The sequence below is a fragment of the Streptomyces sp. 150FB genome, assembly GCF_000818195.1.
Lineage (GTDB): Bacteria > Actinomycetota > Actinomycetes > Streptomycetales > Streptomycetaceae > Streptomyces.
This window is the reverse complement of the sequence record NZ_JTHL01000001.1, coordinates 7764805-7783032: the sequence shown is the minus strand read 5'-3', so window position 1 is coordinate 7783032 and position 18228 is coordinate 7764805. Positions and strand designations below refer to the sequence as shown.

Below are 18228 nucleotides of genomic sequence, written 5' to 3'. Positions count from 1 at the left end.
CCCGGTCCACGGCGAAGCCGGCCCGTTCCAGATAGCCGGTGACGACCTCTGCGACCGTCGGGTCGTCGTCGACGACAAGGATGGTGTGCATGGGTCCAGTGTCCTCGGGCGGCGAGGCGGATCATCGCCCCTCCCCCTTACGAAACCATGACGGCCCCGGCGTCCCGGGCCGGGCCTGACGCCGGACCCTCAGGGGCGGTCCTTGTCGCGGCCCGAGCGCATCCGGGACTTCAGGTCGTTCGGCGGCAGGAACCTCGACCATCTCTCCGGGAACTCCGACGGCATGTCGGGGTCGTTCTTGTCGTCGCCGTGCGCCGCCCTGGCGGCGGCGGCGCGGGCCATCAGCTCCGCCGCCTGGGCGGAGCGCAGCCGCTCGTTGGAGGCGCGGGCGGCGGCCGTGGCGAGGGACGGCCAGACGCGGTCGGTGGCCGCGTTGACGGCGGCGCCGACCAGGATCGCGAACGCGGAGATGCCGATCCACAGGAGCACTGCGATGGGCGCGGCGAGCGACCCGTAGATCGTGGGGCCTTCGACCGTACTGGTGAGGTAGATCCGGAGCAGGAAGCTGCCCAGTACCCATATCGCCAGGGCGATCAGCGCGCCGGGCACGTCCTCACGCCAGGGCGAGCGGGCCGGTACGGAAACGTGGTAGAGCGTGGTGAGGAAGGCGATGGAGAGCACGCTGACCAGCGGCCAGTACAGGACGGTGACGACTTGCGTGCCCCAGGGGATGAGGTCGACGACCCGGTCGGGCCCGACCACGGCCAGCGGCAGCACCACGGCGCCGATCACCAGCGCGGCGATGTAGAGCAGGAAGGACAGCAGCCGGGTGGCGACGACACCGCGCCGGCCGTCCAGCCCGTACATCACGGTGATGGTGTCGACGAAGACATTGACGGCCCGTGAGCCCGACCAGAGCGCGATCGCGAAACCGAGGGACACGACGTCGGGCCGGCCGCCGTGGGTGACGCTCTCCAGCAGCGGTTTGGCGATCTGGTTCACTCCCCGGTCCGAGAGCACCGTACGGACCGCCGAAAGGATGTTCTTCTCGATCGAGGCGACCGTGGTGGTGTCGGTCCACTCGTCCACATAGCCGAGCAGGCCGATCAGCCCCAGCAGCAGCGGCGGCAGCGACAGCAGCGTGAAGAACGCGGCCTCGGCGGCGAGTCCGAGGATCCGGTAGTGCATGCACGAGTTGACCGTGTCCTTCAGCAGGAGCCACGCCATCTTCCTTTTGGAGACGTTGCGGTAGAGGACACGGGCCCGGTGGAGACGACCCGATGGCCGCTCGGGTGTTTCTTTTGCTGCCTGCACATCCGTACCGTATCCGTATGGCAGCAAGGACCCACACAGTGACCAACCAGGTTCCGCCCCTGGTGGGGTACGACGTCTTCGGCGCCGACCGCGCCCTGACCGAGGGCGTCGAGCGGCACGGCGCGCCCGGCCTCCTCGACGAGACCCTGGAGGGACTGGGTGAGCTGGGCAGAGCGGCCGGTTCGGCCCAGGTCCAGGAGTGGGGCACGCAGGCGAACGAGAACGCCCCCGTGCTGCGTACCCATGACCGTTACGGCAACCGGGTCGACGAGGTCGACTTCCACCCCGCCTGGCACCGGCTGCTGGGACACGCGGTCTCGGCGGGGCTGACCGACGCCTGGGGCAAGCAGGACGGGCATCTGCGCCGCGCGGCCGGATTCATCGTCTGGGCGCAGGCCGAGGCCGGCCACACCTGTCCGGTGTCCATGACCCATGCGGCGGTGCCGGCGCTGCGTACCGACCCCGTGCTGGCCGCCGAGTGGGAGCCCCGGCTGACGTCCCACGCGTACGAGAAGGGGCTCCTCCCCGCCGCCGGCAAGACCGGGGTGCTCTTCGGGATGGGCATGACGGAGAAGCAGGGCGGCAGCGACGTACGCGCCAACACGACGAGCGCGGTGGCGCTGGGCTCGTCGGGTGAGTATCTGCTGACGGGGCACAAGTGGTTCTGCTCGGCGCCGATGTCCGACGGGTTCCTGGTGCTCGCTCAGGCGCCGGGCGGCCTCACGTGTTTCCTGGTGCCGCGCGTCCTCGACGACGGCACGCACAACGTGTTCAGGCTCCAGCGGCTGAAGGACAAGCTGGGCAACCGGTCGAACGCGTCGAGCGAGGTCGAGTTCGACGAGACCTGGGCGCGCCGGCTCGGTGACGAGGGGCGCGGGGTGCGCACCATCATCGAGATGGTGGCGGCGACCCGGGTCGACTGTGTGCTCGGCTCGACGGCGCTGATGCGCCAGTCCGTGGCGCAGGCCGTGCACCACGCGACGTACCGCAGGGCCTTCGGCGGCGAGCTGATCGACAAGCCGCTGATGCGTAACGTGCTGGCGGATCTGGCGCTGGAGTCGGAGGCCGCGACGACACTCTCGCTGCGGCTCGCGGCGGCGTACGACTCGGCCGACGCCGCCGGCGGCGGCCCGGGCGCCGAGCAGGAGCGGGCGTTCCTGCGGCTCGCTGTGCCGATCGCCAAGTACTGGGTGACCAAGCGGTGTACGCCGGTCGCAGCCGAGGCCCTGGAGTGTCTCGGCGGCAACGGCTACGTGGAGGAGTCCGGCATGCCGAGGCTGCTGCGCGAGTCGCCGCTCAACTCGATCTGGGAGGGCTCGGGGAATGTCCAGGCTCTCGATGTGCTGCGGGCGTTGCAGCGTGAGCCGGAGGCGCTGAACGCCTTCCTCCGGGAGCTGGGAGCGGCGCGCGGCGCGGATCACCGGCTCGACGCCGCCGTCAAGGACCTGCTGACCGAACTGGCCGACCTGGAGGGCATCGAGGGGCGGGCGCGCAGGCTGGTGGAGCGGATGGCGCTGGTGCTCCAGGGCTCGCTGCTGGTGCGGTGGTCGACGCCGGAGGTGGCGGACGCCTTCTGCGCCTCGCGGCTCGGCGGCGACTGGGGTACGGCCTTCGGCACGCTGCCGGACAGCCTCGATCTGGCGTCGGTGGTGGACCGGGCACGTCCCGTCGCCTGACGGGCCGCCAGGGCGCCAGGGGTGGTGTCGCGCCGACACGGCACCACCCCTGACGTGCTGTCACCTTGTGGTACGGGCGCGGTGGCGCGCCAGAGTTGCAGCCCGTTGCAACGGCCGCCGCCGCGGGGAGGCCGGAACCCCTGAAGAGTGACCTGACGAGTGAATGGTGTCGATGAAGGACATACCCCTCGATCTGTCCCGGCTGCGTGCCGAGGACAGCGCCCGGGCCATCCGGCTGCTCCATCAGGTACGTGAGGCGGCGCTCGCCGGCGAGCGGCCCCCGGTGGCGCCGCGCCCGGTGATCGACGCGTCGTGGAAGCGGATGATCCGGCTCGGGATCAGCCCTGACCAGTCGTACGGCGAAACGTTTCTGGACCGGGAGGAGCTGGAGCACCGCAGGCGTACCACCGCACTCGGCGACGTGATGCGGACCCTCGGCGGGACCTTCGCCGAGATGGCCGAGGCCAGCCCGCAGATCATGGTGGTCACGGACGACGAGGGCCGGGTGCTGTGGCGGCAGGGCAGCGCCGGGGTGCGACGGCTGGCCGGCGGTATCCGGCTTGAGGAGGGGGCCGCCTGGGGCGAGCACGCCACGGGGACGAACGCCATCGGGACCGCGCTGGCCGTACGGCGCCCGGTGCGGGTCCACTCGGCCGAGCACTTCGTGCGCTCCCTCCAGTCGTGGACCTGCGCCGCCGCTCCCGTGCACGACCCCCGGGACGGCCGGCTGCTGGGTGTGGTCGATGTGAGCGGCCCCGCGACCGGCTTCCATCCGACGACCCTGGCACTGGTCAACTCGATGGTCCGGCTCGCCGAGAGCGAGCTGCGGGAGCGGCAGCGGCGCTCGGTGGAGCGGCTGCGTTCGGTGTCGGCGCCGATCCTCTGCCGGGTCGGCGGCCGGGCGCTGGCTGTGGACGTGCACGGCTGGACGGCGGCGGTGACCGGGATGCCGCCGGTCGACCGGGTCGCGCTGCCGAAGTCCCTGCGTGCGGGGCGGACCTGGCTGCCCTCGCTGGGCACCTGCGCGGTCGAGCCGTTGCCGGGCGGCTGGCTGGTCCGCCTGGAGGAGGAGGACGGGCGGGACCCGCCGGCGGCGAGCCGGGTCGTACTGGACCTGAGCAGGCCGCGCCGCTGGTCGGTCACCGTGTCGGGGCCCGCGGGAAGCTGGGCGCAGGAGCTGACTCCGCGCCACGCCGAGCTGCTGTACGTACTGGCCCTGCACAGGGACGGGCGCACGGCGGCCGAGCTGGCCGCCGACGTCTTCGGGGACCCGTCGCGCGCGGTGACCGTACGGGCGGAGATGTCGCGGGTGCGGCGCCATCTCTCGGGCGTGCTCGCGCACCGTCCGTACCGCTTCAGCGACGAGGTCGAGGTGGAGGTCGTCGCGCCGCAGGGGCCGCTGGACCCGCTGCCGCACTCGACGGCCCCCGCCGTGCTGTCGGCGCGGCGTACCCCGGCCGGCTGAGGGGCGGCTGTGACGTACGCGCACCCGCGTGATTCGCTTGCCCGTATGAGCATCACCGTGACCACCTGGTCCCTCGAACAGGTCTCGCCCGCCGAGCTGCGCCCCGCCGCCGAGCCGTCCAGCGAGGTGCGGATCGTACGGGCCGAGGTGCCGTCGCCGGAGTTCAGCCGCTTCCTGTACACGCATGTCGGCGGCGATGTGCGCTGGACCGACCGGCTCGCCCTGAGCGAGGAGCAGTGGCGTACGGCGGTCTCGGCGCCGGGCGTCGAGACCTGGGTGGCGTACGAGAACGGCACCCCGGCCGGTTACGCGGAGCTGGAGGCGAGCGGCGAGGGCACGGTCGAGATCGTGTACTTCGGGCTGCTTCCCGCCTTCCGGGGGCGCGGGATCGGCGGCCATCTGCTGTCGTACGCGACGGCGCGCGCCTGGGACTGGGCGGAGCGCAGGCCCGGCTGGGCGCCGACCAAACGGGTATGGCTGCACACCTGCTCCAAGGACGGCGAGCACGCCATGGACAATTACCTGCGCCGCGGTTTCACGCTCTTCGAGACCCGGGTCGAGGAGGAGCCCGAGGTGACCGTGCCGGCGCTCTGGCCCGCCGCCGCGGAATGAGGGACCGGCCCGGGGCCACCTCGGGACCGTCCCACGGAATGGGACAGTCTGGTCCAGATACTGGATAGTGGTGGACTGTCCTGAGACCCCCGTGCCACGCTTCCCCCATGTCTCGAGCTGGAATAGCCCTGGTGAGTCGGCGACACGTCGATCTCGGCCGCGTGTCCAGCGCCATCTGTCGAGCGAGCTGAGCGCTCAAGCTCCACTGTGATCTCGTCATCTGAGCCCCGCTGCGCACGGTCGCGCCCTGGCGCGCGTGTGCAGCTCAGAGCCGCCCTCCTGCAGTCTCGAAGGACGTATCGCCATGGCCGCCACCCCGGAAAAGCCGTCGCCCGCACCCCGCCGCAAGGTGAGCCGTCACCGCGGTGAGGGCCAGTGGGCCAAGGGTCACTTCACTCCGCTCAACGGAAACGAGCAGACGAAGAAGGACGACGACGGTCTCAACGTGCGGGCACGCATCGAGACGATCTACTCCAAGGCGGGCTTCGACTCGATCGACCCCAACGATCTGCGCGGCCGGATGCGCTGGTGGGGTCTCTACACCCAGCGCAAGCCCGGGATCGACGGCGGCAAGACCGCGATCCTGGAGCCGGAGGAGCTGGACGACAAGTACTTCATGCTGCGGGTCCGGATCGACGGCGGGCGGCTGACCACCGAGCAGCTCCGCACCATCGGCGGCATCTCGCACGAGTTCGGCAGGGACACCGCCGACCTCACCGACCGGCAGAACATCCAGCTCCACTGGATCCGTATCGAGGACGTCCCGGAGATCTGGCGACGGCTCGAAGCGGTCGGCCTGGAGACCACCGAGGCCTGCGGTGACACGCCCCGCGTGATCCTCGGCTCGCCGGTCGCCGGGGTCGCGGAGAACGAGATCATCGACGGCACCCCCGCCATCGACGAGATCAACGCCCGCTACATCGGCAACAAGGAGTTCTCGAACCTGCCGCGCAAGTTCAAGACGGCGATCTCCGGATCGCCGCTGCTCGACGTGGCGCACGAGATCAACGACATCGCCTTCGTCGGTGTCGAGCACCCGGAGCACGGCCCCGGCTTCGACCTGTGGGTGGGCGGCGGCCTGTCGACCAACCCGAAGATCGGCCAGCGGCTCGGCGCCTGGGTGCCGCTCGACGAGGTGCCCGACGTCTGGGCCGGGGTCATCGGGATCTTCCGGGACTACGGCTACCGGCGGCTGCGCACCCGCGCCCGGCTGAAGTTCCTCGTCGCCGACTGGGGCGTGGAGAAGTTCCGCCAGATCCTCCAGGACGAGTATCTGAAGCGTGAGCTGACCGACGGCCCGGCGCCCGCCCAGCCGGTCGAGCAGTGGCGCGACCACGTCGGTGTGCACCGGCAGAAGGACGGCCGCTTCTACGTCGGCTTCGCCCCCCGCGTCGGCCGGGTCGACGGCCCGACCCTGGCGAAGATCGCCGACCTGGCCGCCGAGCACGGCTCGGGGCGGCTGCGTACCACCGTCGAGCAGAAGATGATCGTGCTCGATGTGGCCGAGGACCGCGTCGACTCCCTGGTCGCCGGGCTCGCCGCGCTCGACCTGCGGGTGACGCCGTCGCCGTTCAGGCGCGGCACCATGGCCTGCACCGGCATCGAGTACTGCAAGCTGGCGATCGTCGAGACGAAGCAGCGCGGCGCGACGCTGATCGACGAACTGGAGCGCCGTATCCCGGAGTTCGACCAGCCGATCACCATCAACGTCAACGGCTGCCCGAACGCCTGCGCCCGGATCCAGACGGCCGACATCGGCCTCAAGGGGCAGTTGATCCTCGACAAGAACGGCGACCAGGTCGAGGGCTTCCAGGTGCATCTCGGGGGCGCACTCGGCCTGGAGGCCGGTTTCGGCCGCAAGGTCCGCGGCCTGAAGGTAACTTCGGAGGAACTGCCCGACTATGTCGAGCGGGTGCTCGGCCGCTTCCAGAAGGAGCGCGAGGAGGGCGAGCGTTTCGCCACCTGGGCGGCCCGCGCGTCGGAGGAGGCACTCTCATGACCGAGCGCGCCGCACCGTTCCACTGTCCGTACTGCGGAGACGAGGACCTGCGTCCGAGCGAAGAGGGCCACGGCGCGTGGGAATGCGCGGCATGCAACAGAGCCTTCCAGTTGAAGTTCCTCGGGTTGCTCACCCGTGGACTTCGGCGAAGTGACGGAGGGCAAGAGATATGACGACGCTCACGGAGACCGGCGATCTCAAGGATCTGGCCGAGCAGGCCGGCCGCGATCTCGAAGACGCTTCCGCCCTGGAGATACTGACCTGGGCGAAGGACACCTTCGGGACGCGATTCTGTGTCACCTCCTCGATGGAGGACGCGGTGGTCGCCCACCTCGCCTCCCGGGTCGCTCCCGGTGTCGACGTGGTCTTCCTCGACACCGGCTACCACTTCCCCGAGACCATCGGTACGCGGGACGCGGTGGACGCCGTGATGGATGTGAACGTCATCACGCTCACCCCCCGGCAGAGTGTCGCCGAGCAGGACGCCGAGTACGGTCCGCGGCTGCACGACAGGGACCCCGACCTGTGCTGCGCGCTGCGCAAGGTCAAGCCCCTCGAAGAGGGCCTGACGGGCTACACCGCCTGGGCCACGGGACTGCGCCGCGACGAGTCCCCGACCCGGGCCAACACCCCTGTGGTCGGCTGGGACCAGCGGCGCGGCAAGGTCAAGATCTCCCCCATCGCCCGCTGGACGCAGGACGACGTCGAGCGTTACGTCTCCGAGCACGGCGTGCTCATCAACCCGCTGCTGACGGACGGTTACGCCTCCGTGGGCTGCGCGCCCTGCACCCGCAGGGTCCTCGAGGGCGAGGACGCGCGCGCCGGCCGCTGGGCGGGCAGCAACAAGAGCGAGTGCGGACTGCACGGGTGAACGGCGGCGACGACGGCGCGGGCCATCCGGGCACCAGGGGCACGACGGACGATCAGGAGACACAGGTGAGCGTGGAGGACCAGGGCGCCACGATCTGGCTGACCGGTCTGCCGAGCGCGGGCAAGACCACCATCGCGGCCGAACTGGCGGGGCGGCTGCGCGCCGAAGGACACCGCGTGGAGATCCTCGACGGCGACGAGATCCGCGAATTCCTCTCCGCCGGCCTCGGGTTCGGCCGCGAGGACCGGCACACGAACGTGACGCGCATCGGCTTCGTCGCCGAACTGCTCGCCTCGAACGGGGTCAAGGCGCTGGTACCGGTCATCGCCCCGTACGCCGACAGCCGCGAGGCGGTACGCAAGCGCCACCAGGCCGCGTCCACCGCGTACGTGGAGGTGCACGTCGCCACACCGGTCGAGGTGTGCTCCGTACGCGATGTGAAGGGCCTGTACGCGAAGCAGGCGGCCGGCGAGATCTCCGGGCTCACCGGGGTCGACGACCCCTACGAGGCGCCGGAGTCGCCGGACCTGCGGATCGAGTCGCACACCCAGACCGTGCGGGAGTCCGCCGCCGCGCTCCACGCACTGCTGACCGAGAGGGGTCTCGCGTGACCACGACCGCCGCAGCGATCAGCGAGGGTACGGACGCCCCGTACGCGCTCAGCCATCTGGACGCCCTGGAGTCCGAGGCCGTCCACATCTTCCGTGAGGTGGCGGGTGAGTTCGAGCGGCCGGTGATCCTCTTCTCCGGCGGCAAGGACTCCATCCTGATGCTGCATCTGGCGCTGAAGGCGTTCGCGCCGGCGCCGGTGCCGTTCGCACTGCTGCACGTGGACACCGGGCACAACTTCCCCGAGGTCCTCGAATACCGCGACCGTACGGTGGCCGAGCACGGGCTGCGGCTGCATGTCGCCTCCGTGCAGGAGTACATCGACGCCGGGACGCTGCGTGAGCGGCCCGACGGGACGCGCAACCCGCTCCAGACGGTGCCGCTGACGGAGAAGATCCAGGCCGAGCGGTTCGACGCGGTCTTCGGCGGCGGACGGCGTGACGAGGAGAAGGCCCGGGCCAAGGAGCGGGTGTTCTCGCTGCGGGACGAGTTCTCGCAGTGGGACCCGCGCCGCCAGCGCCCCGAGCTGTGGCAGCTCTACAACGGCCGGCACGCGCCCGGGGAGCATGTCCGCGTCTTCCCGATCTCCAACTGGACCGAGCTGGACGTGTGGCAGTACATCGCCCGTGAGGGCATCGAGCTGCCGGCCATCTACTTCGCGCACGAGCGCGAGGTCTTCCGGCGCGCCGGGATGTGGCTGACCGCCGGTGACTGGGGCGGCCCCAAGGCCGGCGAGACCACCGAGAAGCGCCTCGTCCGCTACCGCACGGTGGGCGACATGTCCTGCACGGGCGCCGTCGACTCCGACGCCATGACGCTGGACGCGGTGATCGCCGAGATCGCCGCCTCCCGGCTCACCGAGCGCGGCGCCACCCGCGCCGACGACAAGATGTCCGAGGCCGCGATGGAAGACCGCAAGCGTGAGGGGTACTTCTAACCATGCCGAGCACCACAGAGCCGTACGCCGAGTTCGCCGGGCAGCTCTCGGCGACCACCCTGCTGCGCTTCGCCACCGCGGGCTCCGTCGACGACGGCAAGTCCACCCTGGTGGGAAGGCTGCTGCACGACTCCAAGTCGGTGCTCACCGACCAGCTCGAAGCCGTCGAGCGCGTCTCGCTGGGGCGCGGCCAGGACACCCCTGACCTGGCGCTGCTCACCGACGGGCTGCGGGCCGAGCGGGAGCAGGGCATCACCATCGATGTCGCCTACCGCTACTTCGCCACGCCCCGGCGGCGGTTCATCCTCGCCGACACCCCCGGGCATGTGCAGTACACCCGGAACATGGTGACGGGCGCTTCGACCGCCGAGCTGGCCGTGGTACTGGTCGACGCCCGTAACGGCGTGGTCGAGCAGACCCGCAGGCACGCCGCCGTCGCCGCCCTGCTGCGGGTCCCGCACGTGGTCCTCGCCGTCAACAAGATGGACCTCGTGGACTACGCGGAGCCCGTATTCGCCGCGATCGCCACGGAGTTCACCGCGTACGCGGCCTCCCTCGGCGTCCCCGAGATCACCGCGATCCCGATCTCGGCGCTGGCCGGCGACAATGTCGTCGAGCCCTCGGCGCACATGGACTGGTACGGCGGCCCGACCGTCCTCGAACACCTGGAGACGGTGCCCGCCAGCCACGACCTGGCGCACTGCCCGGCGCGCTTCCCCGTGCAGTACGTGATCCGCCCGCAGTCGGCCGAGCATCCCGACTACCGGGGGTACGCGGGCCAGATAGCCTCCGGTGTGCTGCGCGTCGGCGACGCCGTGACGGTCCTGCCCTCCGGGCGTACGAGCACCATCGAGGGCATCGACGCGCTGGGCAGCAGCGTGGGCATCGCCTGGTCGCCGCAGTCGGTGACCGTCAGGCTGGCCGACGACCTGGACGTCTCGCGCGGCGACCTCATCGTGCCGAGCGACGACGCGCCCGCCACCACCCAGGACGTCGAGGCGACGGTCTGCCATGTCGCCGACCGGCCGCTCACCGTGGGCCAGCGCGTGCTGCTCAAGCACACCACCCGTACGGTCAAGGCGATCGTGAAGGACATCCCGTCCCGGCTGACCCTGGACGACCTGTCCCAGCACCCGGCCCCGGGGCAGCTCGTCGCGAACGACATCGGGCGCGTCAAGGTCCGTACGGCCGAGCCGATCGCGCTCGACGCGTACGCGGACTCGCGCCGTACCGGATCGTTCCTGCTCATCGACCCCGCCGACGGTACGACGCTGACCGCCGGGATGGCGGGCGCGGCGTTCGGCGCGGAGGCCGGTCAGGCTCCGGCGGCCGTCGTGGCCGACGACGCGGGATGGGACTTCTGATGGGCGGATCCCGCACCATGCCCGTCGAGAGGCCGGTCGACAGGCCCCTGGACATGGCCGTCGACGTGTACGCGACGTTCGCGAAGGAGGGCGGCCGCGTGGGCAGCGGCCTCCTCGGCGCCGGAACGGGCGGGGTGGCGCGATGTGCGTGATGACGTACGCGCACCGCCTGCGCGCCCGCACCCCCCGCACACCGCACCAAGCCCTGTTCCGCCGAAGACCTGCCGATCTCCCGGCCGCGTCCCCGTACTGAAAAGCGGGGGTGTGAACCCCGGGCCAACGAGAGGACACCTCCCGTGCCTGCCACCCGTACCACCGCGCGCCGCCTGGCGGCTGTCGCCGCGCTGCCGCTCATCGCCGTGGTGATCACCTCCTGCGGTTACGGCTCCAAGGCCGACAAGCCCAGCACCGAGCCCGCGGTGACCGGGGCGAAGAAGCTCTCGGCCGACACGGTGAAGATCGGCTACTTCCCCAACCTCACCCATGCCACGGCGCTGGTCGGCATGCAGCAGGGCTTCTTCCAGAAGGAGTTGGGCGGTACGAAGATCTCGCCCTCGTACTTCAACGCCGGCCCCTCCGAGATCGAGGCGCTGAACGCGGGCAGTGTCGACATCGGCTTCATCGGCCCCTCCCCCGCCGTCAACGGCTATGCGGCAACGCAGGGCAAGAGCCTGCGGATCATCGGCGGTTCGGCGTCCGGCGGTGTGGAGCTGGTCGTCAACCCGAAGAAGATCAAGTCCGTGGCCGACGTCAAGGGCAAGAAGATAGCGACCCCGCAGCTCGGCAACACCCAGGACGTCGCGTTCCTCAACTGGATCTCCGACCAGGGCTGGAAGGTCGACGCGCAGTCCGGCAAGGGCGATGTGTCCGTCGTCCGCACGGACAACAAGATCACGCCCGACGCCTACAAGTCCGGTTCCATAGACGGCGCCTGGGTGCCGGAGCCGACCGCTTCCAAGCTGGTCTCCGAGGGCGCGAAGGTGCTTCTCAACGAGTCCGACCTGTGGCCCGACAAGAAGTTCGTGATCACGAACATCATCGTGTCGCAGACGTTCCTCAAGGAGCACCCGGACGTCGTGGAGGCGGTGCTGCGCGGCTCGGTGAAGACCGACAAGTGGATCAACGCCAACCAGGACGAGGCGAAGGCGTCGGCGAACGCGGCGCTGAAGAAGCTCTCCGGCTCCGCCCTGCCGCCCGCCGTCATCGACCCGGCGTGGAAGTCCATCCAGATCACCGACGACCCGCTGGCCTCCACCCTCCAGGCGCAGGCCGACCACGCCGTCAAGGCGGGGCTGCTGAAGAAGCCCGACCTGAAGGGCATCTACGACCTGACACTGCTCAACAAGGTGCTCAAGGCGGAGGGCGAGCCCGCTGTGTCCGACGCCGGGCTCGGCGCCAAGTAGCCGGGCGCCAGGAGCAGTTGAGCGACCGGGCGACCACCGTGTCCGAGCAGCGCGACCACACTCCGTTCCCCACTCCCAGGAGGTGAAGACCATGGCATCGACACTCGCCAAGGCCGCAGTGAACACCCCGGCGGTGGACCATGCCGCCCGTATCGACCACGTCTCGAAGTCCTTCGCGACGCCCGCCGGGCAGCAGCTCGTCCTGGAGGACATCACACTCGATGTCGCTCCCGGCGAGTTCGTCACCCTGCTGGGAGCCTCGGGATGCGGTAAGTCCACCCTGCTCAACCTGGTCGCCGGCCTCGACCGGCCGACCGGCGGCTCCATCGAGACGCCGGGCGGCCGGCCCGCGCTGATGTTCCAGGAGCACGCGCTCTTCCCGTGGCTGACCGCCGGCAAGAACATCGAGCTGGCCCTGCGGCTGCGCGGTGTGCCCAAGGCGGAACGCCGCGGCGAGGCGGAACGGCTGCTGGAACTCGTACGGCTCCAGGGCGCGCACACCAAGCGGGTGCACGAGCTGTCGGGCGGTATGCGGCAGCGGGTCGCGCTGGCGCGGGCGCTCGCCCAGGACAGCAGCCTGCTGCTGATGGACGAGCCGTTCGCCGCGCTCGACGCCATCACGCGCGATGTGCTGCACGACGAGCTGACCCGGATCTGGCGCGAGACGGAGCTGTCGGTCATCTTCGTCACGCACAACGTGCGGGAGGCGGTACGGCTCGCCGAGCGTGTCGTCCTGCTGTCGTCGCGGCCGGGCCGGGTGGCGCGCGAGTGGCGGGTGGACTTCCCGCAGCCGCGCCGTATCGAGGACCCCGAGGTCGCCGAGCTGTCCGTCGAGATCACCGAAGAACTGCGTGGGGAGATCCGCCGCCATGGCCAGCACTGAGACGACGAGGGCGGACGACGCGGGGGCCGCGGCCGGGCGGGCGGGCGATCCGGCGGGTGGTTCTGTGGGCGGCCGGGCGGGCCGTCCGGCGGCGGACCAGGCAGGCGACCAGGCGCGCGATCTGGCGGGTCTGGAGGCCGGTCTCGACGCGCTGGACACCGTACAGAGCAGCCGGATCCCGCTGCGCGAGACCCTGGTCAGCAAGATCCTGCCGCCGGTCGTGGCCGTCGTGCTGGTGCTCGTGGTGTGGCAGATCCTTGTCTCGGCCCATGTCACCGACTCCTACAAGCTCCCGTCGCCGTCGGCGGTGTGGGAGCAGGTGACCGACGCGTGGAACCAGGGCACGCTGCTCGGCTACATCTGGACCAGCGTCTCGCGCGGTCTGCTCGGCTTTCTGCTGGCGCTGGTGATCGGCACCCCGCTGGGGCTGCTGGTGGCCCGGGTGAAGTTCGTACGGGCCGCCGTCGGGCCGATCCTGTCCGGGCTCCAGTCGCTGCCCTCGGTGGCCTGGGTGCCGCCCGCCGTGATCTGGCTGGGGCTCAACGACTCGATGATGTACGCCGTGATCCTGCTCGGCGCCGTCCCCTCCATCGCCAACGGCCTTGTCTCCGGCGTCGATCAGGTGCCGCCGCTGCATCTGCGGGCGGGGCGCACGCTGGGGGCGACCGGGCTGAAGGGCACCTGGTTCATCATTCTGCCCGCCGCGCTGCCCGGTTATCTGGCCGGGCTGAAGCAGGGCTGGGCGTTCTCCTGGCGCTCCCTGATGGCTGCCGAGATCATCGCCTCGTCGCCCGATCTCGGGGTGGGCCTGGGGCAGTTGTTGGAGAACGGCCGTACCAACAGCAGTATGGCGATGGTCTTCCTCGCCATCTTCCTGATCCTGATCGTCGGTATCGCCATCGACCTGCTGATCTTCAGTCCGCTGGAGCGGTGGGTCCTGCGCAACCGCGGTCTGCTTGTGAAGAGTTGATCCGCCGTGCACCGTCCCGTTCTCCTCGTCATCGCCCACGGCAGCCGCGACGCGCGGCACGCGGCGACCGTACGCGCGCTGACCCGGCGCGTACGGTCGCTGCGCGCCGGACTCCGGGTGGAGGCGGCCTTCCTGGACTTCAACGCGCCCTCGGCTGCTGACCAGTTGGACCAACTGGCGGCGGAGGGCATCCGGGAGGTGATCGCGCTTCCGCTGCTGCTGACCCGCGCCTTCCACGCCAAGTCGGACATCCCCGCCGTACTGGCCGCCGCCTCGGCGCGCCACCCGCTGCTGCGCCTCCGGCAGGCGGCGGTACTCGGCCCCTCGCCACTGCTCGGCGCCGCGCTGGAGCGACGGCTGTACGAGGCCGGGCTCACGCCCGCCGACAAGCCGTCGACCGGGGTGGTGCTGGCGTCGGCGGGCTCGTCCGACCCGGAGGCGATCGCGGTGATCGAGGGCTTCGCGCGGGAGTGGCAGGCAAGCGGATGGTGCGCGGTACGGCCCGCTTTCGCCTCCGCCCATGGACCGCGCACCGAGGAAGCGGTGCGCGAAATGCGGGCGCTGGGGGTACGGAGGGTCGCTGTCGCCCCGTATGTCATCGCCCCCGGCCGGCTGCCCGACCGCATCGCGGCGGGAGCGCTGGCCGGCGGCGCCGATGTACGGGCCGAAGTGCTGGGCCCGGCACCGGAGATGGCGCGGCTGCTGCTGATGCGCTACGACGAGGCGGCGGCGCGCGGCGGTGTCGTACCGGCCGGCGGACGGCTGGTCGGGGCTACGGCCTGAGGCTGCCCGTACGCGTACGCTTCAGCTCGAAGAAGTCCGGGTAGCCGGCGAGCAGCCGCACACTGTCGAAGAGCCGCCCCGCCTCGGCCCCGGTCGGTGCCTCGTTGAGAACCGGCCCGAACCAGACCGCCCCGTCGATGTGCATCGTGGGCGTCCCCACATACCCGTCAGCCTCCGGGTCCTTGCCACTGTCGTGACTGCGCCGTACGGCCTCGTCGTACGCCGGGTCGTGCGCGGCGGCGGCGAGCGAGGACGGCAGACCCAACTCGGCGAGCGACTCGGCGATCACCACGTCGAAGTCCTCGTCCTTCTTCTGGTGGATCCGGGTGCCGAACGCGGTGTAGAGATCGCGCAGCACACCGTCCCCACACCGCTCGGCAGCGGCCACGGCAACACGCACCGGCCCGATAGACCGGTCAACCAAGTCGCGGTACCAGCCGGGCAGTTCATTGCCGACGTTGTGCAGATAGAGGCTCATGACGCGAAAGCGCAACTCGACGGGGCGCTCCCGCTCCACTTCCAGCATCCAACGGGAGCTGATCCAGGCGAAGGGGCAGGCGGGATCGAAGTAGAAGTCGACGGTGGCGGGCTTCTCTTGGCCACTCAGGGCGCTCGGGGTGCTCACGCGAACGAGAATAAGCCCCACATGGCCCCCACCCCCGGGCCATTGGGGAGCCGATACGGTGGGCCATTACGTCCGGACACATGACGCAAGAACGTGAGTGAAGAGGGCATCGCCTAAGTGGATGACGCGCGTTCGGAGAACATGCTCGATCCAGCGATCCATATCATGAGCCTGGACGAATACTGCGGCGTATTTATTTCCAGCGTTGATTACGACTGGGTGAAAACGGGCCGAACAGGTTGCCATACTCGCCAGTTTCATCAATGAAGGTAAACCCTGAGCCTGCGTTTTTCACGGCCTCATGAAGGCGAGCCACCAATACCAAGGGTGTTTCGATCGGCATGCAGAGCGAGTCGGCAACCCACGATTGCTCAGCTTCCATCGCCGGGCGATTTGCCATCATGTCACGGAGGAGAAAAGCCGTCGCTGACTCCATTGCCCCCAAGTCCCCACCCGCAGAATACTCCAAAGAGTCCCGCCAGTACGGAAAGCCAACTATCAGTGCGAGCGCCTGACTCAAGCCGGTGGCGATAATTCCAGCATCACCCTCCGAACTCGCGTACAGCACAGGGCGGGGAGAGCTTACGGTTCCACACAGATAGAACGTACCACCCGTAAAGTCTCCAGCAATACCTTCGAGCGGAAGCCCTGAAACCAGCCTTGGGGATTCACTACCCGCCTTGCGCCTGACGTCAAATTCAAACGCATCAGCCAGAAGTACGGCGAGCTCTCTATCTTCATTTACCCGCTGCAGCAGATCAATGGAGTCACGCATCGCACAACCATAGCAGAGCACAACACTTGTAAGTTCTCGTCAGTGCATGATCCGCATGCTCTATTACGATCGCCCCACCCTCGTTCCTGTTCAGGAACCCAAGGCCGTCTTGGGTCATGTGATGGGCTTCCAACCCATCGCCCACTTGTCCCGGGCCAAGGTATTCGTAGCGACCTGCATCATTCACGACCACGCACTTATTTGCATTGTGGACCAGGACCGGCGTGACCCCCGCCAGCACATAGTAGGCGTGGACGCCTTCGATGCTGAGGTCGTGGGGGCGTTGGCGCCTGGTGTGGTGGGTGACCGCGGTGATCTGGACACGGGTGCCGGCACTGGTGCGGATCCATTGGCCTGGGTGGAGGTCGGCCGCCTTGATCCAGTCCTTGAGTTCGGGAACCCAGAAGGGGTGGGTGTCCGTGGCGACCAAGGCCGACAAACCCGCATCCGTAGCGACCGTCAGAGACGTGAAGTCCTTGTCGTCCTCGGTCGTTATCGCCGCCGCGACTTCTTTAGACGTCGTCTTTCCCGTGCCCGCTTGCGTCGTCAGGACGACGTCCTTGGGTCTGACGTCCTCGATGGCCTTGTGGGTGCCGTCCGCCAGAAGCACCTGCGTACCCGGCAGGAAGCTGTGGCACTTAACTCCCCCGCCGCCGCCCCCGACACCGCGCCTTCCACGGCCCCGCCGGCCTCCGCCTTGAGCGTGCCCAGCGCACTGTGGTCGGCGTCCGGGTCCAGGGCGTTGTCGACCGCCGAGCCCGCCGAGCCCGTGATCGCTCCGCAGCCCGCCGCCAGGCCGAATCCGGCTCTCCCCGTGCCCACGCCGACAACGGACGCCGTACCCACGCAGGTCGCGCCGACCACGATCTCAGTGACGAAACTGACTACCTCGCGGTGCTAGACCATCCAGCCCTTGATCTTGCACAACCAGTTGCAGGACGGTGGAGGTGTCGTGACCGTGACGACCCTGGTGACCATGACGGTGATCGTCTGCTGCGTGGTACTGCTGACATCCCCGCGCCGTCCCCGCTGTCGTCGTCCTGCGTCTGTCCACGACGGGGAATCCGCCCTCGCAATGGATGGTGCCCTGGAGACATTCGGGCACGATGAGACCGCTCGGGTCGCTCTTCGTGACCGGGTTGCTGTTCGCGTACGCGTACCCGTTCATCTGGAGCGGGTCACCGATGCTGCGTCAGGTCGGCCGCCGCTGAAGGGGCGTGGACGACCGCCCCGGCCGCCCCGCCTGGTGTGGCCTGGGCGGGGCGGGCAGGTTGGGCAGTCGTCAGGCGGGGCTGTGTGGGGTGCGGCCGCTCAGTGCCAGGGCTCGGGCGAACGCTGATGCCGGCTCTGGCGGTTCCACTGCGGCGGCGAAGCCCTCGTACTGGCGGAACATCTCGGCCTGTTCCTCGACGATGCGCAGTACGGCCGTGCCGGACTCCTCCGAGATCCGGAACTCCTGGCCGGTGGTCCGCGCCACGTCCCAGCCGTGCAGGGCCAGTTCGGCGATCAGCATCGCCGCGACATCCGGCGCCGGGGTGGCGGAGCCGACGACGCCGATCTCCCCCTCCCAGACGGCCGGGTCGCCCCAGGCGGCGACGGCGCGCTCCAGTTGGGCGGCGTACCGTTCCGCCCAGTCGGCGTCGGCCGTGAAGTCGTGCTTCACGAGGTCGTCGGGCAGCGTGGTGCGCAGGGCGCGGTGCTCCAGGCCGTGCGAGGTGTAGACGACCCAGTGGTTGACGAGGGTCTTCGCGTCCCAGGCGGCGCAGGGTGTGGCCCCGGTCAGTTCGGCGGGGGCGTTACGGGCGATACGCGCCGACTCGGCGGCGCACTCCTCCATGACGGAGTACAGATGGTTCATGCCCGACACGCTAGGGCGGGGCCCCGGAGCCGGTCTTGAAGAAAAGCGACAGCCCCGCCGCTATCGGCTCCCCCCCCCCCCCCC

General features: G+C 69.8%; 18 protein-coding genes and 1 pseudogene. 13 read left to right on the top strand and 6 right to left on the bottom strand.

Annotated features, from left to right (window positions below):
* Window positions 1-91, bottom strand: a pseudogene (locus tag QR77_RS45510) (DNA-binding response regulator); the annotation flags it as partial.
* Window positions 92-189: 98 nt separating this feature from the next.
* Window positions 190-1314, bottom strand: coding sequence for a YihY/virulence factor BrkB family protein (locus tag QR77_RS33405; RefSeq protein ID WP_063798111.1), 1125 nt, complete (start codon window positions 1312-1314; stop codon window positions 190-192).
* Window positions 1315-1331: 17 nt separating this feature from the next.
* On the opposite strand from QR77_RS33405, the gene QR77_RS33400 reads away from it, so the two are divergent.
* From QR77_RS33400 to QR77_RS33340, 13 genes are all read left to right on the top strand, one after another.
* The gene (locus QR77_RS33400; RefSeq protein WP_040025777.1) at window positions 1332-2990 is read left to right on the top strand and encodes an acyl-CoA dehydrogenase family protein; all 1659 of its coding nucleotides are present in this window, start codon (window positions 1332-1334) and stop codon (window positions 2988-2990) included.
* A 172-nt stretch (window positions 2991-3162) separates the two neighbouring features.
* Window positions 3163-4455, top strand: coding sequence for a helix-turn-helix domain-containing protein (locus QR77_RS33395; RefSeq protein ID WP_040029074.1), 1293 nt, complete (start codon window positions 3163-3165; stop codon window positions 4453-4455).
* Window positions 4456-4500: 45 nt separating this feature from the next.
* Window positions 4501-5067 carry a GNAT family N-acetyltransferase gene (locus QR77_RS33390; RefSeq protein ID WP_040025776.1) on the top strand — a complete coding sequence of 189 codons (567 nt, stop codon included), beginning with the start codon at window positions 4501-4503 and terminating at the stop codon, window positions 5065-5067.
* 304 nt (window positions 5068-5371) lie between these two features.
* Window positions 5372-7066, top strand: coding sequence for a nitrite/sulfite reductase (locus QR77_RS33385; RefSeq protein ID WP_040025775.1), 1695 nt, complete (start codon window positions 5372-5374; stop codon window positions 7064-7066).
* A 169-nt stretch (window positions 7067-7235) separates the two neighbouring features.
* Entirely contained in the window at window positions 7236-7937 is a 702-nt protein-coding gene (locus QR77_RS33380) for a phosphoadenylyl-sulfate reductase (RefSeq protein ID WP_040025774.1), read from the top strand.
* A 65-nt stretch (window positions 7938-8002) separates the two neighbouring features.
* Window positions 8003-8548, top strand: a complete 546-nt coding sequence (gene cysC, locus QR77_RS33375) for an adenylyl-sulfate kinase (protein ID WP_040029073.1) — start codon at window positions 8003-8005, stop codon at window positions 8546-8548.
* Entirely contained in the window at window positions 8545-9483 is a 939-nt protein-coding gene (cysD, locus tag QR77_RS33370; protein ID WP_040025773.1) for a sulfate adenylyltransferase subunit CysD, read from the top strand. The genes cysC and cysD overlap by 4 nt, the downstream gene beginning before the upstream one ends.
* 2 nt (window positions 9484-9485) lie before the next feature.
* The gene (locus QR77_RS33365) at window positions 9486-10847 is read left to right on the top strand and encodes a GTP-binding protein (protein WP_040025771.1); all 1362 of its coding nucleotides are present in this window, start codon (window positions 9486-9488) and stop codon (window positions 10845-10847) included.
* Window positions 10848-10864: 17 nt separating this feature from the next.
* Complete coding sequence (locus tag QR77_RS49860; protein WP_269084375.1) at window positions 10865-10999, top strand: hypothetical protein; 135 nt, start codon at window positions 10865-10867, stop codon at window positions 10997-10999.
* Window positions 11000-11143: 144 nt separating this feature from the next.
* Window positions 11144-12250 carry an aliphatic sulfonate ABC transporter substrate-binding protein gene (locus QR77_RS33355; protein ID WP_040025770.1) on the top strand — a complete coding sequence of 369 codons (1107 nt, stop codon included), beginning with the start codon at window positions 11144-11146 and terminating at the stop codon, window positions 12248-12250.
* Between the two features lie 91 nt (window positions 12251-12341).
* Window positions 12342-13133, top strand: a complete 792-nt coding sequence (locus QR77_RS33350) for an ABC transporter ATP-binding protein (RefSeq protein WP_040025769.1) — start codon at window positions 12342-12344, stop codon at window positions 13131-13133.
* Window positions 13120-14103, top strand: a complete 984-nt coding sequence (locus QR77_RS33345) for an ABC transporter permease (protein ID WP_040025768.1) — start codon at window positions 13120-13122, stop codon at window positions 14101-14103. The genes QR77_RS33350 and QR77_RS33345 overlap by 14 nt, the downstream gene beginning before the upstream one ends.
* Window positions 14104-14109: 6 nt before the next feature.
* Entirely contained in the window at window positions 14110-14886 is a 777-nt protein-coding gene (locus QR77_RS33340; protein ID WP_040025767.1) for a CbiX/SirB N-terminal domain-containing protein, read from the top strand.
* On the opposite strand, the gene QR77_RS33335 is transcribed toward QR77_RS33340, so the two are convergent.
* From QR77_RS33335 to QR77_RS33325, 4 genes are all read right to left on the bottom strand, one after another.
* The gene (locus QR77_RS33335; RefSeq protein ID WP_078877453.1) at window positions 14876-15511 is read right to left on the bottom strand and encodes a DsbA family protein; all 636 of its coding nucleotides are present in this window, start codon (window positions 15509-15511) and stop codon (window positions 14876-14878) included. The two genes, QR77_RS33340 and QR77_RS33335, sit on opposite strands and share 11 nt — an antisense overlap.
* 193 nt (window positions 15512-15704) lie before the next feature.
* On the bottom strand, window positions 15705-16286 hold the full coding sequence (locus QR77_RS46130; RefSeq protein ID WP_150130476.1) for a hypothetical protein: 582 nt from the start codon (window positions 16284-16286) through the stop codon (window positions 15705-15707).
* On the bottom strand, window positions 16279-16896 hold the full coding sequence (locus QR77_RS33330; protein ID WP_040025766.1) for a polymorphic toxin-type HINT domain-containing protein: 618 nt from the start codon (window positions 16894-16896) through the stop codon (window positions 16279-16281). Before QR77_RS33330 ends, QR77_RS46130 begins: the two co-directional genes overlap by 8 nt.
* A 672-nt stretch (window positions 16897-17568) precedes the next feature.
* Complete coding sequence (locus tag QR77_RS33325; RefSeq protein ID WP_040025765.1) at window positions 17569-18144, bottom strand: TIGR03086 family metal-binding protein; 576 nt, start codon at window positions 18142-18144, stop codon at window positions 17569-17571.
* Window positions 18145-18228 lie beyond the last annotated feature (84 nt).